Genomic DNA, 24,777 nt, shown 5'->3' with positions numbered 1-24,777 from the left:
GTTTTTATGTATCAACTGGCAGCAAACATATTAAAATATGTATTATTACTGCTTATATATCTTTTTTTGTACAGAGTTTTTAAGATTATTTACCTTGACATTAAGGGTGTAAGAAAAGAAAGAGAGATTACAAAGGCAAAGTTGGTTTCTCTTTCAGGCATGGGCAGTTTTAACCTTTTTGAAGTGACGACAATAGGCAGAGCCGATGATTGTGATATAGTCGTTGATAATCCTTATGTATCCAGCAAACATGCCATGATCAGAAAAAAAGGCAAAAAATACATCATACAAGATCTAAATAGCACAAACGGGACATTTGTAAATGGTAGGCGCGTAAAAAACATCGCCAGATTGAAAAATGAAGATGTAATAAAATTGGGGAATGAAGAGTACAGATTTTTGATTTAAGGTGGTATTTGATGGAAGAGTATGTTAAGACTGGCTCTAAGGCTATGAAAGATATTTTTTTGATATTTGTAATTGCGTTTATGTTGCTTTTTATATATCATAAACCTAAAGGGTTTGACACGATTTACTTCACGTTAGCCTTTTTGCCGCTTATTTACATCGTTTATTATTTGCACGTGAGGCTTTTTCCGATGGGAGAAATCCAACTTATCATATTAAGCTCTTTTTTGGCAGAGATGGGCCTCATAATGATATACAGAGTAGCCCCTGATTTGATATTGAAGCAAATTGCCTGGATATTTATAGGCTTTATTTTGTACTTCGCCTCATCATACGCTTCTCTGCATTATGATTTTTTTTACAAAGTTAAGTACGGCGACTACGTGTATTTGGCAATATCCTTTATTTTGCTTTTTTCTACGTTTATATTTGGAAAGGAAATAGGTGGCTCTAAAAACTGGCTTACGTTTGGTTCTGTTTCAGTACAGCCCTCTGAAGTGGTAAAGATAATTTATATCATATACCTTGCAAGGTATTTAAAAGACCATAAGACTACAAATGACGTAATAAAAATAGGCGCAATAACAATTTTAATTGTAGGAGTTTTAGTGATTGAAAAAGACCTTGGCACTGCGCTATTATTTTACCTTACAACGATGTTTATGATATTTGTGGCAACTTCAAGCGTGCTTTACACAGGCGTGGGGACAGCTTTTTTAGGAATTGGAGGCGTCATTTCATATTTTCTTTTTAACCATGTTCGAGTAAGGATACAGGCATGGCTAAATCCGTGGATGGATGTTCCTGGAAAGACATACCAAATCGCCCAGTCTCTCTTTGCAATAGGTGCAGGTGGCTTTTTTGGTACGGGCCTTGGCATGGGGCATCCCGAATATATTCCGGTTGTGGCCAGCGATTTTATTTTTTCAGCCATCAGTGAAGAGTTTGGAATGTTGGGAGCTGTCGCTATAATCTTGGTCTACTTTGTGATAATGTATAGAGGCATAAAAGTCGCTCTCGATGCCAAAGATGAATTTGGTGCTTTGATCGCGATAGGACTTATCAGTATATTCAGTTTACAGGTTTTTACAATAATAGGCGGCGTCATAAAATTCATACCACTGACAGGCGTAACACTTCCTTTTGTAAGCTACGGCGGAAGTTCAATGGTAATGAGCTTTATAACATTGGGCATGTTAAACGGCATCGCAGTAAGAGAGGATGAGGATGTTGAACAGTATGAACCGCAACATTAAAATACTTTTTGCCGTCTTTTCAATTCTTTTTTTTAGCCTCATAGCGTACCTTTCGTACTTTCAATTGTATGAAAAGAATAAACTTATTACAAGCTCATACAGCGTCTATAACAAAAGGCTGATTGAACAGGAAAAAAAGATTTTAAGGGGAAGCATTTATGATAGAAATGGCAATGTCTTGGCAAAAAGCACTATCGTGAATGGTGAACAAATTAGGCAGTATCTCGATGGCGTGCCTTTTGCAGATATAATCGGCTACAGCAGGAGGATATATCAACAAGGTAGTACAGGCATAGAAAACACGTACGACAGAGAACTGTTGGGGATGATCAATACAGATCCTATGACTTTTTTAAGAGAGACTGTCTTAGGCAAAAGTCAGGTTGGGGATGATGTGGTACTGACTGTAGATAAAAGACTGCAGGATTTGGCGTATGGCCTTTTAGGTGGAAGAAAAGGTGCTGTGGTGGCTTTAGATCCAAAGACAGGCGCGGTGCTGGCGTTAGCATCGTCCCCATCCTACGACCCAAATACTTTAGGCGAAAACTGGAGCAGCGTGATGAACAGCCCTGACCACGTCGTTTTAAACAGAGCCACGCAGGGATTGTACCCTCCAGGTTCAATATTTAAAATTATAACGGCCTCTGCTGCTTTGACGTACAAACCTGACATTTACAATCAAACATTTAATGATATAGGGTATGTAACAGTTGATGGGAATAAGATCACAAACTATGACAACATAGCCTATGGGACTATAGGGTTTCAAAAGGCATTTTACGTTTCTTCCAATACCTCTTTTGTAAAGATAGGACTTCAACTGGGGCGTTCGAATTTAGAAGCGATGGCCAACAAGTATGGACTGAATGACAGCGTTCCATTTGACATACCTGTTGAAAAAAATCAGTTTCCATCAATTCCGCTGATAAACGGCAAGGTTCAATTAGCAGAAAGTTCCATTGGTCAAGGCAAGATTTTAGTTACGCCATTGACGATGGCTTTGATGGCTTCGGCGCCTGCGAATGGCGGGGTTATCATGAAACCATATCTTATGGATTACGTCAAAAATCCAGTCACTGGTGAGATATTAGAAAAGACGACACCCGAAAAATATCTAAATCCGATAACAAAAGATGTAGCTGATAAGATAAAACAGCTTATGATAGGTGTTGTGCAGCAAGGTACAGGTACGGCGGCGCAGATACCAGGCATTACTGTCGCAGGCAAAACAGGTACTGCAGAAAATCCACATGGGCAAGCACATGCTTGGTTTGTAGGATTTGCACCTGCTGACGATCCAAAGATCGTCGTCTCAGTAATCATAGAAAATGGCGGCGCTGGTGGAGCTACTGCTGCGCCTATTGCCAGAGAAATCATGAAGGCGTATTTAGGCTATTGATATAGTGTAAATATACCATTTAAGGTGATGATATGATAAACATTGAAGAAAAATTAAAATTGTTGCCTGACAAACCAGGTGTCTATATAATGAAAGATTCAAGCGGCAAGATTATTTACGTTGGAAAGGCTGTCATCTTAAAAAATCGCGTAAGGCAGTATTTTCAAAATCAGTCAAATCAGCTTCCAAAAGTCAGAACAATGGTAAAGCATGTTGCAGATTTTGAGTACATTGTGACAGATACAGAATTGGAGGCTCTAATATTAGAATGCAACTTAATAAAAAAGCATAAGCCTAAGTACAACATATTGCTTAAAGACGATAAAAACTACCCATATATAAAGATAACTGTAAATGAAGACTATCCAAGAATTGTATTCACCAGAAGAGTTGAAATGGACGGTGCTAAATATTTTGGACCTTACAGCAGCGCATTTGCGGTAAGGGAGACGATAAAACTTTTAAGACATATGTTTCCTTTAAGGTCATGCAACAGAAACATAGAGAGAGATATGGGCAAAGGCAGAGAATGTCTGTATTATCACATTGGATTGTGCTCAGCACCGTGTGCAGGCCGTATAACAAAAGAGGAATACAGAAAACTGACAGATGATGCATTGATGTTTTTAGAAGGCAAGCGGGATGTGCTGCTTAAAAAGCTAAAGGAAGAGATGGAAAAGGCAGCGGAAAACATGGAATTTGAGAAGGCTGCAAAATTAAGAGATCAAATATACGGAATCGAGAAGACATCAGAGAAGCAGAAAATAGTTTCTGCATCTTTAGAAGATCAAGATGTAATATCTATGGCAAGAAGCGCAGAGGATGCTTGTATTCAAGTGTTTTTTATAAGAGATGGAAAAGTAAGCGGAAGAGAACATTATTTTATGAAAAATACTGATGACATGGATAGAAGCGATATTATGGCGTCTTTTATAAAGCAATTTTACGACAGTGCACCGTATGTGCCAAAAGAGATTATATTGGATGTGGAGATGGAAGAAAAGGATGTTTTGATGGAATGGCTTTCTGAAAAGCGTGGAAATAAGGTGTCTATCGTCGTTCCATCAAGGGGTAAGAAGAAAGAGCTGGTAGATATGGTATATGAGAACGCCCTTGAAGCTTTGAAAAATGACGTAAACTTAAAGATGGAGAGGCATAAAAACGATGCTGTATCAGAGCTATCTAACCTTGTAGGAATTGACTATGCCGAGAGAATTGAGGCTTTTGACATATCAAACATAAGGGGAACCGATAATGTAGCATCGATGGTCGTATTTGTAGATGGAAAACCTCATAAATCGTCGTACAGAAAGTTCATCATAAAGACGGTTGAGGGGCAAGATGATTACGGCAGCATGAGAGAAGTCATCTCAAGAAGAATATCTCACGGGCTTAAGGAACAAAAGCAGATTGAGACTGGTGAGCTTAAAGAGGAGAAAGCTAAGTTTCACATTATGCCAGATCTCATTCTTGTTGACGGTGGACTGGGTCATGTCAAGACAGCAATAGAAGCGTTGCAGCAATTAAATGTTGACATTCCTGTGTATGGGATGGTAAAGGATTCAAAGCACAGGACGAGAGGATTAGTTTCGCCTGATGGAGAAATAGATATGCCTATGACTGGTAGGGCTTTTAGGCTTGTGGCTGAAATTCAAGATGAAGCCCACAGATTTGCTATCACATTTCACAAAGATACAAAAAGCAAGAAGCTAAGAAGCGATCTTTTAAATATACCAGGCATTGGCGAGAAGCGGATGAAAGCGCTGTATGAGGCTTTTAAAACAATCGACGGTATTAAAAATGCTACAGTCGATGAGCTTAAAAAAGTTGAAGGAATGAATGAGAAAGCTGCTAATGCCGTATATGATTATTTTAGAGGTCATTGATAAACGGAATTAAAGAATACTACAACAAAAGAAGCATCATTAAGAATATGATACCTCTTGGCGCAAGCTTAGCCAGATATCCTGAAATATATCTGCATACTGCGGCGACGATCTTATTTCTTCGATTATCCTTGGCCTTTTTATGTTTATATCGTAGATGTTTTTTATTTTGCCAGGATGTCTGGTCATAAGCATTATTTTATCTGATAGGAATATGGCTTCGTCTATGCTGTGGGTGACGAATATGACTGTTTTTCCGCTTTTTTCCCATATTTTTAGAAGTTCCTGCTGGAGGAGAACTCTGTTTTGCTCATCTAAGTTTGCAAAAGGTTCGTCCATAAGCAATATTTCTGGGTCATTGGCAAATGCCCTGGCGATGGAAACTCTCTGCTTCATGCCACCTGATAATTGATGTGGATAAGCGTGTTTGAAAGGAGTAAGACCCATCTTATCGATATAGAAATCTACTATATCATCTATTTGATTAGGCTTCAGCTTTCTCATTTTAAGCCCATAAGCTATGTTGTTTTTTACATCCATCCATGGAAATATGGCGTGTTCTTGAAAGACCATGGAGTTAAGAGGCTTGCTGTCATCTACATGCTTAATGCAAATTGTCCCGTCTGTGGGAGTTTCAAGTCCTGCTAATACGCGCAATAGTGTCGTTTTTCCGCATCCGCTGGGACCTACGAAGCACCAAAATTCACCTTCCTTGATTTGCAAAGAAATGTCTTCAAAAGCAGTTACGATATTTTTCTTGATCTTAAACTTTTTTGTCAGATTTTTCAGTTCGACTTTAATATCTTTCATAAAACATCACCGTCTTTATTGAGATTGGTTTGATATGTTAACTGTGCTTCCAAGGAATTATCAATTTTTCTATTAAATCCAAAATAATTGTAAATACGTATCCTAATATTGACATGATTATGAAGGAAACGAACATGGCAGGTATGTCAAATATATTGTAAGATTCCCATATCCTATACCCTATGCCTGAGCTTGCACCGTTCATTTCTGCAGCTACTATGAGCAAAAGAGCCATTCCCATGCCGAGTTTCAAGCCGGTAAATATCATCGGCAGTGCTCCAGGAAGGGCGACTGTCAAGTAGTAGTCTTTTTTCGATGCTCCATAGTTTCTTGCCACATCCATGTATATTTTATCTAAATTTATTACACCTGCTGCTGTATTCATAAGGACGATGAAAAAAGTGCCTATGGCGATGACGACTATTTTTTCCAAGTCGTTAAGCCCAAATATTATCATGATAAGTGGCATTAAGGCTAATTTTGGTATAGGATATGTGGCGGCTACGATGGGGTCTAATATATTTCTGATTATAGGGAAAAGCCCCATTGTAAGCCCTATTATAAGCCCAGGTACAGCTCCTACTATAAATCCGCCAATGATTCTAAATAGACTTACAGACAAATCGTTTAAGAGTATGCCTGTTGTTAAAAGATTTATAAACGAGTGAAATATCATGGATGGAGCAGGGAAAAATCTGGTGTCAATCAACTTCAAATCAGCCAGTATTTCCCATATGATTAAAATGGCTATAGGCGATACTATTTGCTGTATAAACTTGTTGGATTTTGCCTCGTCTTTGAGTTTTTTATCTTTTTTGCTTTTAACATTTGTATTTGCATTGCTTTTTTTTAATACGTTGGTGCTGTTCAAGCGAATCACTCCTTATGCCAGATTATGGGCTTTTATAAGTCCCTAAAACTTTTAACGCATTTTCAACGTACGAGTCGTCTACAAATTTATTGACGTCAGGTGCTTTTTTTACCATTCCCTTGCTCATGTACCAATTGAGATCATTTAAAACACCTTGCTTTAAGACGTGACCATTTGGATCAAGTCCTGGTGGCTTCATCTTTTTAAATGTCTCTGGTGTGTTTACAAATGTGTATTTTGTAAGTATGCTTATTATCTTGTCTTGGTCTTTGTTCCCTGTAATAAATGCATCGTTATAGGCTCTAACGCCTTGCAGATAAGCGATCATAAACCTGTTGCCTAAATCTTTATTTTTAGAAAAATTTGGGCTGTACATTAAAACGGATATTTCTTCGCCTTTAATGTACTCATCAGGGTCTTTCCACCATTCAAGGATGTTTTCTTCTACACCTTTAGTTATGAGAGGCTCTATTTCCATAGCTGCATCTGCGCTTCCGTTGGCGACAGCGGTCAGCATATCCGGAAAAGAGTCTACGACTACAAATGTTATATCTTTGTCAGTTAAACCGCCTTTTTCTAATGCCTTTTGAACAAACAGTTCGTTTATTGATCCTGTAGACGCTATGGCTATCCTTAAACCTTTCAAATCTTTAAAGTCTTTGACTTTCTGCCCTAATCCTTTTTTTAAGGCTATTTGAAAGTAACCTTTTCCTGGTATATTATGTCCTCCATCTGCTACAAGCTTAATATCTATGCCGCTATTCCAAGCGTTGAAAAGTCCTGCGTTTATTATCCCTCTGCTTACATCAACTTGATTTGATGCCATTGCTGAGAGCTCATCAGCGCCTGAATTAAATTTTACATATTCGATTTTTATACCTTGTTTTGCGAAAAAGCCTAATTTGTCAGCTAAGATTATGCCTGATTCAGACGGAGAATCATCAAATGCGACTTTTACGGTTTCTACTTTGTTTACGGCTGTGCTTTTTTGGTCTTTTCCACAGCCGCTTATAGAGATGATAAATATGAGAATGAAAAGAAGTGAAATGATTTTTTTCATATTGCGCCTCCTTTTATTTATTTGGAATAACTTTTACTTTATCTTATTCAACAAATAAATAAAAGGTTCTATCAAATGTTAATAAATTCGACTAAAAAAAATTGATTCTTCAGTGTGTAGTGCGTATATTTGAAAGTATATATTATACGTAATCAATTAGACCTCTTATCGACACTTCACCAGATGTTATCGCTTTTTTTTCGCCATTTTTGAATGCGACGATGAGACTGCCATCATCGCCTATGTCAACAGCTTGCCCTACATATTCTTTATTGTTCATGATGACTTTTACATCTTTCCCCAATGTCAATGAGTATTTTTTGCACAGATTTCTAATGCTGAAAAATCCCTTATCAAGGAATGTACGATAATACCTTTCAAAATTGTTTAACATAGACGCCGTTAAAAGCTTTCTATCTATTTTTTTCGAAGCCTCAATGGAAAGGGATGTGGCCTTATCCTGCAAATCAACTGGAAAACTGTCAACATTGACATTTACTCCTATGCCCACCACTATAAAATTTATCTTGTCTATTTCACCATTCATTTCTGTCAGGATTCCACAAGCTTTTTTGCCATTCACGATAATATCATTTGGCCATTTTATGTAAGACGTCAAATTTGTCGTTTCTCTTATTGCGTCTACCAATGATACTGCTGCGACTTGCGTCAGTTTAACTGCATCATTAGGTGCTATATTCGGTTTGAGTATAATGGACATCCATATGCCTTGTTTTTTGTAAGAAACCCACTGCCTTCCCATGCGACCTCTTCCAGATGTCTGTTCTTCTGCAACAATCGTCGTCCCGTCAGGAGAGTCTGAAGCTATTTCTTTTGCATAGTCATTTGTGGATGATATGCTGTCAAAGTACAGATAGTTTCTTCCTATAAAATTAGTTTTTAGATGTGGAGATATTTCGGTGTAGTTTATTACGTCAGGTTCTTCTATCAGAATATATCCTGATTTGTGCTTGGAGCCTATGATGTAACCATCTGACTTCAACTCATTTATGCATTTCCACACTGCTGTCCTTGAAACATTTAACTTGTCGCACAGCTCTTGACCTGATGTATATTTTCCTTTATTTGATTTCAAAATCAACAAAACATCATTTCTTAGCAACATTGCTCACCCTTAATTTTAGATTCAAGTCTATTATACAAGAAAAATAATTAGCGACAAATAGTTTATTAAATAAGGTAATTTATTTACATATTTGATATAAAATAATATAATTAATGTAAAGGTCAGCAGTGCCGGTTAGGAGGTAATAGATTTGTTAAGTGTTTCTGTTGAGGATTTAATTAAAGATCTGAACTTAGAAGTCATAGTAGAAGCTAAGGAAAAGATCGATATAACCACAAGTGATGTAAATAGACCGGGTCTTCAATTTTCGGGATTTTATGAGCATTTTGCTAAAGAGAGAGTTCAAGTCATAGGGATGGTGGAAACGGCTTTTATAGACGAAATGCCTCTCGATTTGTTAGCCGAAAGGGCTGATAAATTTTTTGAATACCCTGTGCCTTGCGTAATCGTCACAAGGGGATTGAATATTAAAAGAGAAATCGTAGATGCGGCACAAAAGCATGGCCGTTATCTGTTGAGGACAAAGGAATCATCTACAAAATTCATAAGCAGACTTATTAATTATTTGGAAGAAAAATTGGCACCGCAGATTACTATTCATGGAGATCTTGTAGATGTATATGGCGTTGGTGTGCTTTTATTGGGAGAAAGCGGCATAGGTAAAAGCGAGACAGCCCTTGAGCTTATAAAAAGAGGTCACAGGCTTGTGGCTGATGATGCAACAGAGATCAGGAAAATCAGTGATTACGTCTTGCAAGGAAGTTCACCCGATATAATACGACATTATATAGAGATAAGGGGAATAGGAATACTTGATATAAAAACGCTTTACGGTGTTGGCTCAGTCAGGGACAACATGAACATCGATTTAGTGATACAATTAGAGGAATGGGATGAAGACAAGTACTATGATAGGCTGGGACTTGATGACGATTACATAAAGTTTTTAGACATAAAAGTTCCAAAATTGACTATACCTGTAAGGCCAGGGCGAAATCTTGCCATAATAGTTGAAGTCGCGGCCATGAATCATAGGCAGAAACAAATGGGTTACAACGCTGCCCATGAGCTTAATAAAAAATTGTTGAAACAGATTTCCACATAAAATATAATTGTTGTAGTGATTGTTTTAAATTTTTATATTCGAAAGGGATGCAAAGTCTGATGAATCTTTTACTTGATACACATACACATACGGTAGCAAGTGGACATGCATACAGTACGATAATGGAAAATGCCAAAGCAGCATCTGAAAAAGGTCTTAAGCTTATCTGCATGACCGATCATGGACCAAAAATGCCTGGTGGGCCACACATCTTTCACTTTGGCAATTTAAAAGTCATGCCAAGAGAGATATATGGCGTTGAAATATTAAGAGGTGTTGAAGCAAATATAATGGATAGAGATGGAAGTCTCGATGTTCCAGATGAAATCTTAAAAAAGATGGATGTCGTCATTGCCAGCCTTCATGATGTGTGTTTTCCTTACAGGGATGTAGAATCAAATACTGAAGCCATCATTAATGCGATGAAAAATCCATATGTAGATATCATCGGTCATCCCGGCAATCCTTTGTTTGAGATCGATGTTGACAGAGTATTAGAAGCGGCATTGGAACATGATACGTGTATAGAGATAAACAACAGTTCTTTTGTATCTTCCAGAGTCGGAAGCTATGATAATTGCCTTTTGATAGCCAAAAAGGCTTCAATGAAAAATATAAAGATTTGTGTTGGAAGCGATGCGCATATATCGTTTGATGTAGGAAGATTTGACAAGGCTTTAGAAGTAATCGAAAGCGCAAATATTGAAGATGAATATATTTTGAATACAGATGTAGGCAAATTTAAAGATTATTTAAAATCAAAAGGGAAACTTAGATATTGAGTTAAAGAGGAGGAGTGTAATATGAGGATTGGTGTTGATATAGGAGGGACAAACATAGCTGTTGGATTAGTCGACAAAGACGGTAAGATAGTAGCCACAGGATCAAGGCCTACAGAGCCTAAGAGAGGATATGCCGCCATTGCTAAAGATATTGCTGAAATTTCATTGGAGCTTGTGAAAAGGTGTGGGCTTGATGTATCTCAAATTGAGGCTATGGGAATTGGTGTTCCAGGTGTTGCTGATAATGAAAAAGGCATTGTTTTAAGAGCTGTAAATCTCTATTGGACGAAGGTGCCGTTAGTAAAGGAAATACATAAATACATCGATGTGCCTATAAACATGGATAACGATGCAAATGTAGCTGAACTTGCAGAAGGCATATTTGGAGCTGGAAAAGGTACAAATTCGTCTGTCACCATAACTCTAGGCACAGGTGTAGGTTCTGGATATATATTAAATGGCAAGGTGTTTAACGGTTCGCACCATTTTGCCCCTGAGCTGGGTCACATTGTGATTGGCGACAATGGGGTTTTGTGCAATTGCGGCAAGGTTGGCTGTCTTGAGACTTTTGCTTCTGCGACGGCTTTAATCAGAGAAGGCAAAAAAGCCGTCATGGAAAACAGCGATTCGCTTATACTTAAATTGGCTGGCGGTGAGATTGAATCCATAACGGCTAAAAATGTAATTGATGCTGCAAGACAATTTGACGAAGCGGCAATGCTCATATTTGATGACTACGTAAAGCATCTTGCCATAGGAATCGTTAATATCATAAACATACTTGATCCAGAAGTTGTCATCATAGGAGGCGGCGTTGCCAATGCTGGTGATTTCCTTCTAAAGCCACTTAAAGAAGAAGTAAGCAAAAATATACTTTTCAAAGATCTGCCGTATGCTGACATCAGAAAGGCAGAGCTTGGAAATGATGCAGGAATAATAGGTGCGGCAATTCTCTAAGAAAAGGGGTTTTAATGTGAAGATTTATCAATTTTATGAAAAAAACGCAAATTTAAAGGATCACGTTGCCATAAAGTTTAAAGGTGAGACAATAACATACGGCGATTTGCCTAAATACGTAAATAGCTATGCATCCTATCTTCAATCTTTAGGTGTCAAAAAAGGCGATAGAGTCATACTCAGTATGCCAAACTGCCCTGAATTTGTTTTTGCGTATTTAGGTTCCGCTAAGGCTGGAGCTATTACAATTCCTTTAAACCTCATGTACACTATGGAAGAAATCCAGTACGTCGTCAAAGAGTCTGGAGCGGATACGATTATAGTGCATCCAGTTGTACTTAAAAATGTGGATGTATCAGCTTTCGGCAAGCTAAATTTAAAAAACATAGTAGTCTTAAATGATGAAACAAAGCAAAAGATAATGAAACATGACGATTTTAAGCAAGTTGAGATAAATGATGATGAGGTCTGCACATACCTATACACATCTGGGACAACTGGTAAGCCAAAAGGCGCTATGCTTACGCATAGAAATTTTGAAGCTGATGTGATAGCTATGGATGAAATATCTGATTTAGGTCCAGATGACAACTTTTTGTGTGTGCTGCCGCTTTTCCACAGCTTTTCATGGACGGTAAATGTGCTGCTGGCACTGTACCTTGGAAGCACAGTTACTATCAAAGACAGCTTCATGCCGAAGGATACGTTGGAGACGCTTTTAAATGAAGATATAACGGTATTTTGCGGTGTTCCATCTATTTTTGCATTTTTGATTAGAATGGTGGAAAAAGGGCAGTTTAAAGCATTAAGGCTTGCTATCTCAGGTGGTGCGCCGTTAGCGCCAGAAGTGCAAAGGGGTTTTGAGGAAAAGTTTAATTTCCCTTTGGTTGAAGGATACGGATTGTCAGAAGCTGCGCCGGTGGCTTTGCTGAATCCGCTTGGAGCTGATGAAATAAGAAAGCCAGGCTCCATAGGACTTCCCCTTCCATGCAATGAAGCTAAAATAGTAGATGAGGATGACAATGAAGTGCCAGTTGGTGAGGTGGGAGAGCTTATTTTAAAAGGTTCCAACATAATGGTGGGCTATCACAACATGCCTGATGAGACAGCGAAAACCTTGCGAAATGGATGGCTTCATACAGGTGATCTTGCAAAAAAAGACGAAGATGGCTATTATTACATTGTTGATAGATTGAAAGACATGATCATCTTGGGAGGATTTAATGTATATCCAAGAGAAGTAGAAGAAGCCATTATGGAGCACCCTGCAGTAAGAGAAGCTGCAGTCATTGGAGTCGGCGATAAATACAAAGGAGAGGAAGTAAAGGCGTTTATCGTGTTGGAGGATGGAAAGACTGCAGACAGAAAAGAGCTGCAAAGCTTCTTGCACGATAAATTGGCAAAATACAAAATTCCTAAGATATTTGAATTTGTCAATGAACTTCCTAAGAGCCCAACAGGTAAAGTGCTAAAGAAGTTGCTTAAATGATAAAAGCCACGTCATGAGCGTGGCTTTTTTTAGGACAAGTTTCAATTGCGCAAAAATGGAAGCAAATAAAAGTTATTTGAAGGTAGATACGTCAAATTGCTGGAAATATAAAACTGGAAGCAGCTATTGAAATTGACATGATGGAAAACTTGATTTATGATATTTATGTAATCCGTTACGTAAAATAGTTTTAGCAAGAGTTATTAATGAGTTAAAATCAAGGAAATTTCACCTAAAATTATAGTAATCAATTACGAAGGAGCTGCCATGATAACGATAAAAGATGTTGCCAAAGAAGCTGGTGTTTCAGTTGCTACAATATCTAGGGTTTTGAATAACAGTCCTGGCGTCTCGGATGAGACGAGAGAAAGAGTCTTATCTGTCATAAAAAGGCTAAACTACAATCCTAATCTTTTAGGCAGAAATCTCCGCAGGATGGAGACTAAGATGGTTCTGGTATTGCTTCCTACAATATCAAATCCATTTTACGCAAGAATAGTAAAAGGCATAGAGGATGTGGCGCAAAAGAATGGGTATGGTGTGATGCTTTGCAATACAGATTCCAACATTGAAAGAGAAAAGATGTACCTGGAGCTTTTAAAGAACAGGTTGTCTGACGGCGTAATCTTCATGGCGCCTGAGATGGATAAGGATGAGCTTAACGAGATAGGAGAAAGATACGCTGTTGTGCAGTGCTGCGAGTACAAAGAAGGTGCAAATGTCTCACACGTCTCTATAGATAACTACAAAGCATCGTACAAGGCGGTAAAGCATCTGATTGGATTAGGGCATAAGCACATCGGACTTATTAGCTGCAAAAATAATTTTTTGTCCACAAAACACAGAGAAGAAGGATATAAAAGTGCTTTAGAGGATTCAGGAATTCCTTTTAATCCCGACTACATAAGGTACGGCGATTATTCATTTAAAAGCGGCTTCAGGGCAGCACAAGGTCTCTTAAATGATCACAAAGAGATTACAGCAATATTTGCCATATCAGACATAATGGCTATTGGAGCAATTAAATCATGTTGTGAAAATGGTTTGAAGGTACCTGATGACATTGGCATTGTTGGATTTGACAATATAAGTTTTGCTCCCATGTACAATCCGTCTCTTACAACGGTGTCTCAGCCAAAGTACGATATAGGTTGTACTGCGATGGAGCTACTCATAAAGCAAATAGAAAATAAAGGAGGTAATAAAGAAAACATAGTTTTAGAACATGAATTGATAATAAGGCATTCTACTGTGAAATGAAGGAGGAAATTTTTATGGGAGAGAAGATAAGAGTTGGAATAATAGGTTGTGGAGGCATAGCAAATGGCAAGCACATGCCATCCCTGTCAAAGCTTTACAATGTAGAAATGGTTGCTTTTTGCGATGTAAAAGAGGAGAAAGCATTAAAGGCTGCAAAAGATTATGGTGTAGATGGTGCTAAAACGTATAATGACTACAGAAAGCTTTTAGAGGATAAAAGCATTGATGTGGTGCACGTGTGTACACCAAATAAATCACATTCAGATATAACAGTTGATGCATTAGAAGCTGGAAAGCACGTCATGTGTGAAAAACCTATGGCAAAGACTGCTAATGATGCTAAAAAGATGCTGGATGCTGCAAAAAGAACTGGAAAGAAGTTGACAATAGGGTATCAAAACCGCTTTAGACCGGACTCTCAGTATCTGCACAAATTATGCCAAGACGGCGTCTTAGGTGAGATATACTTTGCAAAGGCACATGCCATAAGGCGGCGTGCTGTTCCTACATGGGGAGTATTTTTAAACGAAGAAGAACAAGGCGGAGGACCTCTTATAGATATTGGCACACATGCACTTGATTTGACCCTTTGGATGATGAACAATTACAAGCCTAAATACGTTGTCGGAAATACATACCGTAAATTAGCTGAAAAAAGAAATGCAGCGAATGCTTGGGGACCATGGGATCCTGATAAATTTACGGTGGAAGATTCGGCCTTTGGCTTTATAACAATGGAAAATGGTGCAACGATCGTTTTAGAATCCAGTTGGGCCTTAAATTCTCTCGATGTGGATGAAGCCAAGACCACATTGTGTGGGACAGAAGGTGGAGCTGACATGAAAGATGGGCTTAGGATCAATGGAGAGATGAATGGGCGATTGTACACTACAAAAATCGATTTAAGTTCAGGCGGCGTAGCATTTTACGAAGGAAAGGCAGAAGATGCTGCTGACTTAGAGGCAAGGTTGTGGATAGAAAGCATTATAAACGATACGGAACCTGTTGTAAAGCCAGAGGAAGCATACGTAGTATCACAGATATTAGAGGCAATATATACATCTTCAAAAACTGGTAAGCCAGTATACTTTAATGAAATCGGGTGATTTATATGGATTTGCCGTTGTCATTACAGCTATACACTGTAAGAAATGAATTGAAAGACGATTTTGTAGGTACTTTAGAAAAAGTGGCTGAGATAGGGTACAAAGGCGTAGAATTTGCAGGATACGGTGGCTTAAAGGCAAATGAAATGAGAAGACATTTAGAACGGCTTGGATTGACTCCGACTGGAAGTCACATAAGTTTAGATGCGCTAAAAAGTAATCTCGACAAGGAAATAGAGTACAACCTTGAAATAGGAAACAAATACATTGTATGCCCTTGGAACAAATACGAGGCGAAAGAGGATTTCATTGAAACTGCAAAACTTTTTAATGAAATAGGAGAGAAGTGTGCAGAAAAAGGATTGATTTTTTGTTATCACAATCATAATCATGAATTCGTTAACTTTGACGGAAAATACGGGTTGGATCTGATCTATGAAAATTCAAATTCAAATTTTTTGAAGGCGGAGATAGACACGTATTGGGTCAAATATGCTGGAGAAGATCCTGCAAGTTACATTAAAAAGTACAGTGGTCGTGTGCCCTTGGTACATCTAAAGGACATGGATGGGGCAACAAAGGATTTTGCTGAGATTGGCGAAGGTATTATGAATATTAAGGATATTATAGACGCTTCACTCGAGGCAGGTGTCAAATGGTTTATAGTTGAACAAGATGTTTGCAAAAGACCGCCCCTTGAAAGTGCTAAGATAAGCTTTCATAATATAAACAAAATGTGAGGAGAGATAGATTATGCATCTTGGATTTTTAACAGTTTGTTTAGGAAATATGCCACTTTTGGATAAGGCAAAGTGGGCATCAGAGAATGGTTTTAAATCATTAGAGATCGCTTGCTGGCCACAGCTAAACGACAGAGACTATTCCAGTTGTGACATAGATGTAGAGACGCTGACAGAAGAAGAAGCTCAAAAGATAAAAGAATACATGAGCGATTTAGGTCTTTCTATATCATCTTTGGCATACTACGATAATAATTTACATCCTAATCCTGAAAAGAGGGCATTTATAAACAATCACACCAAAAAGTGCATAGATGCTGCAGCAATGTTAGGCACATCTATGGTTGGAACCTTTATAGGGAGAAATCCCGAGAAAAACTTAAAAGAAAATTTTGACGAATTTGAAGAAGTCTTTGGCGATATAGTAAGCTATGCGGAAAGCAAAGGAGTAAAAGTCATAATCGAAAATTGTCCAATGGAAGGTTGGCAGAGAGAAGGACTTCCTGGTACAATATCATTTACTCCAGAGCTTTGGGAGGAAATGTTTAGGCGAATACCGTCTATGAATTTTGGACTGAACTTAGATCCATCGCATCTTTTATTTCAGCTAATTGATTATGTAAAAGTTGTGCCAGCATTTAAGGATAGAATTTTCCACGTACATGCAAAAGACGCTGAAATCTTCAAAGATAAGCTTGAATGGTATGGCGTATTTAACAGGCAATTTCATAAAAAAGGCGAAACAGGCTATTGGAGGTTTAGGATGCCTGGCCTTGGCCAAGTTGATTGGAACAAGTTCATAAAAGCCTTAAAAGATGTAGGATACGATGGAGTTATAAGCATCGAGCATGAAGACCCACTGTATGAAGGCAGCGAGGAAAAAGTCAAAGAGGGATTGAAATTAGGGTATGATCATTTGAAACAATTCATATAAATACTTTACATAGGCAAGTAGTCGAGTCTACTTGTCTATAAAATGTTTTTATTTAATCACAATAGGAGGTAGAAAGATGCCAATAAAACTTGGAATAATAGGCTATGGTGGCATGGGAATGTGGCATCATAAAAACGCCCCAAAAGTTAAATGTGTAGATGTAGTAGCGGCGTACGATATTGATGCATATCAAGTCGATGTAGCGAAAAAGGCTGGACTTAGAGGATATGATAATTTGGATGAATTTTTGAAAGATGAGGAAGTAAATACTGTATTAATCGCAACTCCCAACGATGTGCATAAAGATCTTGCAGTGGCATCAGCCAATGCTGGAAAGAATGTCATAGTTGAAAAGCCTGTTGCAATGTCGATGAAAGAAATAGATGAAATAATAGAGGCTGCAGAAAAGAATAATGTAGTATTTACAGTACATCAAAACCGCAGATGGGATAAAGACTTTAATAAAGTGAAAAAAGCCGTAGAATTAGGCATGATTGGCGATGTCTATACAATCGAAAGCAGAGTACACGGTGCAGGTGGATTGATTTACGGTTGGAGGAATAAAAAAGAGTGCGGCGGTGGGATGCTTTTAGATTGGGGTGTCCACCTTATAGACCAAATTCTATATATGATTCCCAATAAAGTAGTTAGAGTATACGCTGAACTATTTAGCGTATTAAACAAAGATGTAGACGACTATTTCAAACTATTGATGAAATTTGACAATGGGTTATCTGCGCAGATAGAAGTTGGGACATTTTGTTTAAAGCCATTGCCGAGATGGTTTGTTGGAGGAGACAAAGGGACATTGGTAGTAGATGATTTTGAAGGGCATGGCGAAATTGTCAAGCTAAATAAGCTTGCAGACAAATTTGATGCGGAAATAGTAGAGACAACAGCAGGACCGACCCGCACATTTGCGCCGAGGCCGGAAGAAGTAAAAGATCATTTTGAGCTTCCAGATGTAGATACGGAGTGGATAGAGTTTTATGCAAATGTCCGCGATACGATCGAAGGAAAAGCGGAGCTTATAGTAAAACCAGATGAAGTAAAAAGAGTTTATTCGATAATAGAAGCTGCATTTAAATCAAGCGAAACAGGAAAAGCTGTTGAACTATAAAATAAAATATATAAATCATGAATAATATGTACAAATAACAAATACGAAAAATTTTGATGGGAAAGGAGGAGGCACATGGAAAATCGCATTTCATTAAATGGTACATGGCAATTTAGAGAAGCGACTTCATATGACTGGCTTGAAGGTAAAGTTCCTGGATGCATTCAGCTTGATTTAATGGCTCAAAACAAGATTGGCGATCCGTTTTATCGCATGAATGAAATTGAATGTCACAAGTTAGAGGATAAAGAATGGATTTACAGAAAAGAATTCGATTTTGAATTTCCTGATGAATTTGACGAAATCAAGTTGGTGTTTGAAGGCATCGACACGTTGGCGGACATTTACCTTAACGGAGATTATTTAGGCACTGCTGAAAACATGTTTATTTCCTATGAATATGATGTGACAGATTTGATAAAAGAGAAAAACAATGTTTTAGAAGTGTATTTTCAATCTATAACAAAGGCGATAAGAAGCATTGAAAGAGACAGTCCTCTGAAGCTGGAATCATCGTTTGAATCGGCCAGACCATACATTAGAAAAGCGCAGTATTCATTTGGATGGGATTGGGGCCCGAGATTGGTTCAAGTTGGGCTGTGGAGAGATGTATATATATCTGTCATAAAAGATGCGGCAATTGAAAAACCGTTCTTTTACACAGAAAAGTTGAAAGATGGCGCAGCTTATGTAAGGGTTTCTGCCTCTATATCGTATTTTGCTGATTTTGACCTAAAGGCGGAAGTCACTATTTCATATGATGGAGAAGTATGCGGTAGAAAAGTTGTCCCAATTACATACGGTGAAATTGATGCGGCGTTTAAGATAGATGAACCAAAGCTATGGTATCCAAATGGTGTAGGGTCACAAAATCTTTACGACATTTGCATAAAGCTTACGATGGCAGATGTGGTTGTTGATGAGCTAAATTTCAGATCAGGTATAAGAGTTGTAAAACTTCTTCGTGAGAAAGATGATATTGGCGAAAGCTTTATCTTTGAAATAAACGGAATAAAGATTTTTGCCAAAGGGGCTGATTGGATACCTGCAGATAGCTTTTTGCCACGAATAACCAAGGAGGATTATTACACATTTATAAAGCTTGCTAAAGATGCTAATATGAATATGTTAAGAGTCTGGGGTGGCGGTATTTACGAGGATGAGGCTTTCTATGATGCGTGTGATGAAATGGGCATAATGGTTTGGCAGGATTTTATGTATGCATGTGCACAGTACCCAGATCAATTGGAGTGGTTCCAGCAGTTGGCGGCCTCTGAGGCCAAGGAAGTTTTATTCAGGTTGAGAAACCATCCTTCTATTGTATTGTGGTGCGGAAACAATGAAAATAACATGGGATTTTATTCATGGTGGGGCAATGGCGATCCAAAATATTTAGGGAATTACGTGTACAAGGAAATACTTCCGCAAATATGCAAGAGATACGATCCTTCAAGACCTTATTGGGTATCAAGCCCATACGGTGGAGTAGATCCCAACAGTGAATCAGAAGGTGACAGACATCATTGGAACGTGTGGAGTGGATGGGCTGACATAAAAGAATATTTGTCCGATGAAAGCAGATTTTTAAGCGAGTTTGGATTTCAGTCTATGCCTGATTGGAAGACGATTTTGTCGTATACGAATGAAGAAGACAGGAGTATTTTAAGTCCTGTTGTTGTATCACACAATAAGCAGATAAGTGGCATGGAAAGGCTTATAAGGTACATGATAAGTGAGCTGGGCTTCCCAAAAGACTTCAAAAGTTTTGTGTATTTGACACAGTTTAATCAAGCTGAAGCCATAAAAAAAGGAGTGGAGCATTGGAGAAGCCGTAAATTTAAGACGGCAGGAACACTTTATTGGCAGTTTAATGATTGTTGGCCAGTAGCAAGCTGGTCTTGCATAGACTACTACAAAAGGAAAAAGGCTCTTTACTATTATTCTGGCAGGTTTTTTGCAAATGTTTTGCCATATATCGCAGGGGAAGACGGCGGAATAACGATTTACGGCATAAGCGATTTGCAGCAGGATGTAGAAGCATATGTGGAAGTATTGTGCTACAGCCTTGATGGTGAAAAGATGTGGGAGAAAAAGTTTAATACAAGATTGATTGCTAACGATGTTGTAAAAATAGCGCATTATGATGAGCGCCAGATTGCTGAAGAGCATGTGCCTCATGTGGTACCTGTTGATGCATCCCATTGTACACTTCCTGTTGAGAAAAATTGGAAACTATTAAACAGCGTCGTATACGTAAGGATGATTGTTGATGAAAAGATATATGAAAATTACTATGTTTTTGATAAATTTAGGAATCTTAAACTTACAGAACCTAACATTACGTACCATGTCGATGGAACTGACATAATTCTTTCAACTGATGTACCTGCATTTGGAGTGTTTGTCGACACAGAAAACGACGTTTCTCTAAGTGACAACTTTCTTAACATGATACCGGATGAAAAGTACACTTTAAAATGTTCAAAAGAGCCTGGGGATATAAAAATATTTGATATTTCGAATCTCATATTAAGGATGTAAATAGAAAAATTGAAATAAAAGTCCCCTATGCACAATGCACAGGGGATTTTTCATATCATATTGAAAAGAGCATCTTTTTCCTGGAAAAATCTCATTATATAGCATATTTCATCATCAGGTATTATTATAGAATATTTTGTGTTTAAATGCGTCAATGCTTTCTTTACTGCGTTGTACAATGATTTGTTGTTTTTAATATATTCTTCTTTTCCTATATACTCAATGCTTTTTTCTCCTTTTTTGATTCTGCTTACCATAAAAGCAAAGTGAAGTATTATGCCAAGCAGCATGTCATCATCAAAGCAAATCGACAGCGTGTCGCAAAGCTTCATTATAGTGTTTTGTATATCGATGTAGAGTTCCTCGCCATCGATGTTATGGATGTTTTCTTTCAATACATTGCCCATCTTGATAAGGGTTGTCTTAATATCTACTATCTCCTGCAATTCTTTCATGACTTTTAAGCTTAAGACGTCATTCATGCTGTACTGTTTAATATTAGTATCCAATGGGAAAGACGATACGATAAAAGCTATTTCCATGTTTTCCTGGATTTCGTTTATTTTCTTCATTGTCATGTGTTTATCAAGGCTGTCAATTGGTATTATCTCAAATAAATCTTTGTCGTACTTTAAGTTGTTTTTTAAGAAACTTTTGATTGCAACAGAGGCGCCTTCCCCAGTAAGACATGCTGTTATGATTGCGATTTTCTTTTTGTCGCTTATCAGTGGAGCAAAATCCATGTTGTTCTCCATGTACGAATTTATCGACTGTACGCTCATGTAAATATTGTTAAGAGGCATGCCTAACAGCGCTTTTCTGGTAGCTTCGATGACGTGAAGAGTGGAAATAAGCGGTATAACTTTTACTGGCACATTAAACTCTTTTTCAATCGTTTCGCCAAATGTTGTAAGGGAGCCCATGTCTACTAAGAGAAGGTATCCTGCCTGATTCATATCATGCCTCACGTAGTCTTTCAAACTTTCTAATACTTCAAGGGGACTTTTGTCAAGATGGGCATCTAAGCCTATTGCATAATTTTCACCCAACAATTTATTGGCCACATCTGCCATGGATGTGGCAGTAGAATTGCCATGGGCAATTATTATCACCTTGACTTTCTCACTTTGCTTATTGATGTATTCCTTATCGGACATGAGAAATATTGCGATAAATCCAGCCTCATCTTCTGGAATCGAAACATTCAAATATCTCTCTATGATTTTTTTGGCTTCAATAGCAACTTCAAATTCCCTTGGGTATAATTGTTTTATTTTTGATAGTTGAGGATTTACAATAGGCTTATTTTTGTTGACCCTTTCAATAAGCGTGTTTAAGTGCAAAGCAAGTGCAGTATAGCTGTTTTGACTGAGATCTTTTCCCAGTAGTTCGGATGCCAGTTCTGCAATCCTATCTGTAATGCTTATTATGTCTTCTCCTAAGATGTGAATCAAGTTTTGCTTGTTTTTCTCCTCAGTTATACCATATATCTGCTTGTGGAAGTACTTTGCTATGTCTTTCTCCAAAATTGATTCAATGTCTATATCAGATATACCTTTTGCTTTAAGCTGCTTTAGTCTATCATTTATTATCTCGTAAATGCTGTTATCGTTAGAGGCAGTTGGAATCTCCTCTATTTCATTTGTAGGAGAAAACTTAAAGAACTCTATATCATCGCCTATGACTTCATTCCACAGCATTCTATGCTGTTTATCTGTATATAATCCTTTCTTTATATAATCAGGCAAGTCTCTGCTGCAGATCCTTATGTCGCTTTTCTTGTTAGTCAGAAATTCTGAATAGACCTTTGCACATATAAGCTTGACATCGCTTTCTAATTGACCGATGTTGTTTGGACAGTCATATGAACAAAACGCCCTCATGGAATTAAGCGATACGAATATATCTCTGTTTAGCTTTATGCTTTCGTGTTTAAAGAATCTTTTTAAAAGATAAAACCTTTCTTCTAAAGTCCTTTCTCTAAGTGGTGGTATTTTAATTATCATCGGTATTCTTCTGGTGAATGTATTTAAAAGGGATGAAGAAGGATCCTCAGTTGTAGCCGATATGATTAGAACATCAGATGTCCTATTTTCTACATCGCCAACTCTTCTAAAATACCCAGTATCGAGGAAAGTGAATAGGATCTCCTGTCCTTCAGGCGGCAAGCGATGGACTTCATCAAGGAATAAGATTCCTCCATTTGCCTTTTCGATTAACCCTTCTTTGTCTGTATCGGCACCTGTGTAAGCGCCTTTTTTGACCCCAAATAGCTGTGCCGTCAAAAGCTGCGGATTGTTGCTGTAATCTGCGCAGTTAAATGCTATGAATGGAGCGTCAGGCTTTTTTACACCCATATCTATGGCATACTTGTGCATTATTCGCGCAAAAGTTGATTTTCCTACACCTGTTTCACCTAATATTAAGCAGTGGATTCCCTTAGGAGGATATAAAATAGCAGCTTTTGCCTGTTCACCGGCCTGTTTTAGGCTTATATTGTTTTTAATAAGCATGTCCAGCTCATACAATTTGCTGTCGCTGGAATTGCTTTTAGCACTTTCAAACACAGGTGAAAACATCACTGGCCTGCCATCTGACTTTACGACTTTTCCTTCCTTGCACAAAAGATTTAACTCGTGACTAACGTTTGCTCGCGACATATTTAGCTCATTTGCCAATGTCATGGCATCTACGCCGTTTCCTCTGTTTAGCTCTATCAACTTTTTTAAAATTAATTCTTTTCTTTTCAACTTAAAGATCCCCTTTACCACAATAACTTTCTCTACCTATATCTTATTATATATTTTGCAATAAGTTTTTCAATAGTGATTTACTGGATTAAACACTATTGAAACATTAAAACACTAATAAAAAACAATAAAACAATATGCAGATTTTTATTAAACACTAAGAAACACTGTTTGTTTTAAAGCGTCTGGATAGCATAAATCGCGGCTTTTTTATGTAGTTTAGTGTTTTGGCATGGTTTTTGCATATATTATTTAGTGAACCCCAAAATAGATAAAACCAATTCAAGGAGGAAAACAATATGGATTTGCAGCAAATAGTTATGGAAATCATTATACAATCAGGTGAAGCAAGGGCATATGCACACGAAGCGCTTAGAAAGGCGTATGACGGCGAATTTGAAGAAGCTGAAAAACTTATGTCCCAGGCTAATGAGGCTATAGAAAAAGCTCATAATGTTCAGACCAGCATGTTGCAAAAAGAAGCATCAGGTGAAAAATTAGATTTTTCTATATTATTTGTGCATTCACAAGATCATCTTATGACTGCTATATCAGAGAAAAATCTCATATCAGAGATTATTGAGCTTAGGAAGATGTTGGAACCAGTTCTTCATACATGTGTGACAAAATAAAAATTAAACACTGAATTAGGAGGATAAAATGATTAAAGCGGTACAATTTTTAAATCAAGTTCAAGCAGGATACGGAACAGATGAAAAAATGAATATGGAACCTCAATCTCAGTTTGGTGCTATAGGATTGGGCATGCTTTTGAAAAACACCATGATGAGAAACGGCGGTGACATAATTGGCACTGTAATTTGTGGTGATAACTATTTTCTTGAAAATAAGGATGAAGCTATTGAAAAATTATTAAGCATGATAAAGGCGTTTAATCCAGATGTTGTTATATGCGGCCCCGCATTAAACTACAAAAGATACGGTGATTGCTGTGGATATTTGACAGAAGCTGTCATAGAGAAATTAAATATTCCTGCGTTTGCGGCTATGTCAAAAGACAACACAGGCACAGAATTGTTCAGAAAAAAGATATACATCATAGAGACTCCAAACAGGGGTGGTATAGGCCTAAACGATTCATTAAGAAAGATATCAAAGTTTGCAGTAAAGTTGGCTCAAGGGCAGCCTATAGGATCTCCTGAAGAGGAAGGATATTTTCCGCAAGATTAAGGGGTGATGCCGATGTTTTTGGATT

The 24,777-nt window shown here is 37.7% G+C and carries 21 protein-coding genes; 16 read left to right on the top strand and 5 right to left on the bottom strand.

The window, feature by feature from the left end:
- Positions 1-6: 6 nt before the first annotated feature.
- From GSH73_RS10090 to uvrC, 4 genes are read left to right on the top strand one after another with little or no spacing between them, the layout of a single operon-like run.
- The gene (locus GSH73_RS10090; RefSeq protein ID WP_014758136.1) at positions 7-408 is read left to right on the top strand and encodes an FHA domain-containing protein; all 402 of its coding nucleotides are present in this window, start codon (positions 7-9) and stop codon (positions 406-408) included.
- Between the two features lie 11 nt (positions 409-419).
- Positions 420-1,664: an FtsW/RodA/SpoVE family cell cycle protein gene (locus tag GSH73_RS10085; RefSeq protein WP_014758137.1), complete on the top strand. Its 1,245-nt coding sequence runs from the start codon at positions 420-422 to the stop codon at positions 1,662-1,664.
- Positions 1,636-3,063 carry a peptidoglycan D,D-transpeptidase FtsI family protein gene (locus GSH73_RS10080; protein ID WP_014758138.1) on the top strand — a complete coding sequence of 476 codons (1,428 nt, stop codon included), beginning with the start codon at positions 1,636-1,638 and terminating at the stop codon, positions 3,061-3,063. Before GSH73_RS10085 ends, GSH73_RS10080 begins: the two co-directional genes overlap by 29 nt.
- Positions 3,064-3,098: 35 nt before the next feature.
- Positions 3,099-4,949, top strand: a complete 1,851-nt coding sequence (gene uvrC, locus GSH73_RS10075) for an excinuclease ABC subunit UvrC (protein WP_038070010.1) — start codon at positions 3,099-3,101, stop codon at positions 4,947-4,949.
- Between the two features lie 39 nt (positions 4,950-4,988).
- On the opposite strand, the gene GSH73_RS10070 is transcribed toward uvrC, so the two are convergent.
- From GSH73_RS10070 to GSH73_RS10055, 4 genes are all read right to left on the bottom strand, one after another.
- Positions 4,989-5,759, bottom strand: coding sequence for an ABC transporter ATP-binding protein (locus GSH73_RS10070; RefSeq protein ID WP_014758140.1), 771 nt, complete (start codon positions 5,757-5,759; stop codon positions 4,989-4,991).
- Positions 5,760-5,796: 37 nt separating this feature from the next.
- Positions 5,797-6,639, bottom strand: a complete 843-nt coding sequence (locus GSH73_RS10065) for an ABC transporter permease (RefSeq protein WP_235062589.1) — start codon at positions 6,637-6,639, stop codon at positions 5,797-5,799.
- A gap of 13 nt (positions 6,640-6,652) precedes the next feature.
- Positions 6,653-7,690 carry an ABC transporter substrate-binding protein gene (locus tag GSH73_RS10060; protein ID WP_014758142.1) on the bottom strand — a complete coding sequence of 346 codons (1,038 nt, stop codon included), beginning with the start codon at positions 7,688-7,690 and terminating at the stop codon, positions 6,653-6,655.
- Between the two features lie 142 nt (positions 7,691-7,832).
- On the bottom strand, positions 7,833-8,813 hold the full coding sequence (locus GSH73_RS10055) for a biotin--[acetyl-CoA-carboxylase] ligase (RefSeq protein WP_038070008.1): 981 nt from the start codon (positions 8,811-8,813) through the stop codon (positions 7,833-7,835).
- Positions 8,814-8,967: 154 nt separating this feature from the next.
- Here GSH73_RS10055 and hprK point away from each other — a divergent pair, with 154 nt between their 5' ends.
- The 10 genes from hprK to GSH73_RS10005 all read left to right on the top strand — a co-directional run bounded on the left by hprK (position 8,968) and on the right by GSH73_RS10005 (position 20,811).
- Positions 8,968-9,882 carry an HPr(Ser) kinase/phosphatase gene (gene hprK, locus GSH73_RS10050; RefSeq protein ID WP_014758144.1) on the top strand — a complete coding sequence of 305 codons (915 nt, stop codon included), beginning with the start codon at positions 8,968-8,970 and terminating at the stop codon, positions 9,880-9,882.
- Between the two features lie 59 nt (positions 9,883-9,941).
- On the top strand, positions 9,942-10,664 hold the full coding sequence (locus GSH73_RS10045) for a phosphatase (protein ID WP_014758145.1): 723 nt from the start codon (positions 9,942-9,944) through the stop codon (positions 10,662-10,664).
- Between the two features lie 21 nt (positions 10,665-10,685).
- The gene (locus tag GSH73_RS10040; RefSeq protein WP_038069971.1) at positions 10,686-11,621 is read left to right on the top strand and encodes an ROK family protein; all 936 of its coding nucleotides are present in this window, start codon (positions 10,686-10,688) and stop codon (positions 11,619-11,621) included.
- Between the two features lie 16 nt (positions 11,622-11,637).
- Positions 11,638-13,110 carry a long-chain-fatty-acid--CoA ligase gene (locus GSH73_RS10035; RefSeq protein WP_038069968.1) on the top strand — a complete coding sequence of 491 codons (1,473 nt, stop codon included), beginning with the start codon at positions 11,638-11,640 and terminating at the stop codon, positions 13,108-13,110.
- A 267-nt stretch (positions 13,111-13,377) separates the two neighbouring features.
- Positions 13,378-14,370, top strand: a complete 993-nt coding sequence (locus GSH73_RS10030) for a LacI family DNA-binding transcriptional regulator (protein ID WP_014758148.1) — start codon at positions 13,378-13,380, stop codon at positions 14,368-14,370.
- A gap of 14 nt (positions 14,371-14,384) precedes the next feature.
- Positions 14,385-15,476 carry a Gfo/Idh/MocA family protein gene (locus GSH73_RS10025; RefSeq protein WP_014758149.1) on the top strand — a complete coding sequence of 364 codons (1,092 nt, stop codon included), beginning with the start codon at positions 14,385-14,387 and terminating at the stop codon, positions 15,474-15,476.
- Positions 15,477-15,481: 5 nt separating this feature from the next.
- Positions 15,482-16,216: a sugar phosphate isomerase/epimerase family protein gene (locus tag GSH73_RS10020; RefSeq protein ID WP_038069964.1), complete on the top strand. Its 735-nt coding sequence runs from the start codon at positions 15,482-15,484 to the stop codon at positions 16,214-16,216.
- A 13-nt stretch (positions 16,217-16,229) separates the two neighbouring features.
- The gene (locus GSH73_RS10015; RefSeq protein WP_014758151.1) at positions 16,230-17,150 is read left to right on the top strand and encodes a sugar phosphate isomerase/epimerase family protein; all 921 of its coding nucleotides are present in this window, start codon (positions 16,230-16,232) and stop codon (positions 17,148-17,150) included.
- Positions 17,151-17,226: 76 nt separating this feature from the next.
- Positions 17,227-18,270 carry a Gfo/Idh/MocA family protein gene (locus GSH73_RS10010; protein WP_014758152.1) on the top strand — a complete coding sequence of 348 codons (1,044 nt, stop codon included), beginning with the start codon at positions 17,227-17,229 and terminating at the stop codon, positions 18,268-18,270.
- A gap of 75 nt (positions 18,271-18,345) precedes the next feature.
- The gene (locus tag GSH73_RS10005; RefSeq protein ID WP_014758153.1) at positions 18,346-20,811 is read left to right on the top strand and encodes a beta-mannosidase; all 2,466 of its coding nucleotides are present in this window, start codon (positions 18,346-18,348) and stop codon (positions 20,809-20,811) included.
- A gap of 50 nt (positions 20,812-20,861) precedes the next feature.
- On the opposite strand, the gene GSH73_RS10000 is transcribed toward GSH73_RS10005, so the two are convergent.
- Positions 20,862-23,561 carry a sigma-54-dependent transcriptional regulator gene (locus GSH73_RS10000; protein WP_038069957.1) on the bottom strand — a complete coding sequence of 900 codons (2,700 nt, stop codon included), beginning with the start codon at positions 23,559-23,561 and terminating at the stop codon, positions 20,862-20,864.
- 299 nt (positions 23,562-23,860) lie between these two features.
- Here GSH73_RS10000 and GSH73_RS09995 point away from each other — a divergent pair, with 299 nt between their 5' ends.
- Positions 23,861-24,193 (top strand): PTS lactose/cellobiose transporter subunit IIA, encoded by a 333-nt coding sequence (locus tag GSH73_RS09995; protein ID WP_013787345.1) that lies wholly within the window; start codon positions 23,861-23,863, stop codon positions 24,191-24,193.
- Between the two features lie 28 nt (positions 24,194-24,221).
- Positions 24,222-24,752, top strand: a complete 531-nt coding sequence (locus GSH73_RS09990; protein WP_014758155.1) for a glycine/betaine/sarcosine/D-proline family reductase selenoprotein B — start codon at positions 24,222-24,224, stop codon at positions 24,750-24,752.
- Positions 24,753-24,777: the final 25 nt, after the last annotated feature.

The organism is Thermoanaerobacterium aotearoense (assembly GCF_009905255.1).
GTDB lineage: Bacteria > Bacillota > Thermoanaerobacteria > Thermoanaerobacterales > Thermoanaerobacteraceae > Thermoanaerobacterium > Thermoanaerobacterium aotearoense.
The sequence above is the reverse complement of the archived record's forward strand: the minus strand, read 5'-3'. Positions and strand labels throughout refer to the sequence as shown.

Bases quoted from the DNA above. Each gene is read 5' to 3' on its own strand.
- GSH73_RS10060 (WP_014758142.1), bottom strand. From the start codon at position 7,690: ATGAAAAAAATCATTTCACTTCTTTTCATTCTCATATTTATCATCTCT.
- GSH73_RS10045 (WP_014758145.1), top strand. From the start codon at position 9,942: ATGAATCTTTTACTTGATACACATACACATACGGTAGCAAGTGGACAT.
- GSH73_RS10040 (WP_038069971.1), top strand. From the start codon at position 10,686: ATGAGGATTGGTGTTGATATAGGAGGGACAAACATAGCTGTTGGATTA.
- GSH73_RS10010 (WP_014758152.1), top strand. From the start codon at position 17,227: ATGCCAATAAAACTTGGAATAATAGGCTATGGTGGCATGGGAATGTGG.
- GSH73_RS09990 (WP_014758155.1), top strand. From the start codon at position 24,222: ATGATTAAAGCGGTACAATTTTTAAATCAAGTTCAAGCAGGATACGGA.
- GSH73_RS10070 (WP_014758140.1), bottom strand. From the start codon at position 5,759: ATGAAAGATATTAAAGTCGAACTGAAAAATCTGACAAAAAAGTTTAAG.
- GSH73_RS10005 (WP_014758153.1), top strand. From the start codon at position 18,346: ATGGAAAATCGCATTTCATTAAATGGTACATGGCAATTTAGAGAAGCG.
- GSH73_RS10085 (WP_014758137.1), top strand. From the start codon at position 420: ATGGAAGAGTATGTTAAGACTGGCTCTAAGGCTATGAAAGATATTTTT.
- GSH73_RS10030 (WP_014758148.1), top strand. From the start codon at position 13,378: ATGATAACGATAAAAGATGTTGCCAAAGAAGCTGGTGTTTCAGTTGCT.
- GSH73_RS10090 (WP_014758136.1), top strand. From the start codon at position 7: ATGTATCAACTGGCAGCAAACATATTAAAATATGTATTATTACTGCTT.
- GSH73_RS10015 (WP_014758151.1), top strand. From the start codon at position 16,230: ATGCATCTTGGATTTTTAACAGTTTGTTTAGGAAATATGCCACTTTTG.
- GSH73_RS10020 (WP_038069964.1), top strand. From the start codon at position 15,482: ATGGATTTGCCGTTGTCATTACAGCTATACACTGTAAGAAATGAATTG.
- GSH73_RS09995 (WP_013787345.1), top strand. From the start codon at position 23,861: ATGGATTTGCAGCAAATAGTTATGGAAATCATTATACAATCAGGTGAA.
- GSH73_RS10025 (WP_014758149.1), top strand. From the start codon at position 14,385: ATGGGAGAGAAGATAAGAGTTGGAATAATAGGTTGTGGAGGCATAGCA.
- GSH73_RS10080 (WP_014758138.1), top strand. From the start codon at position 1,636: ATGTTGAACAGTATGAACCGCAACATTAAAATACTTTTTGCCGTCTTT.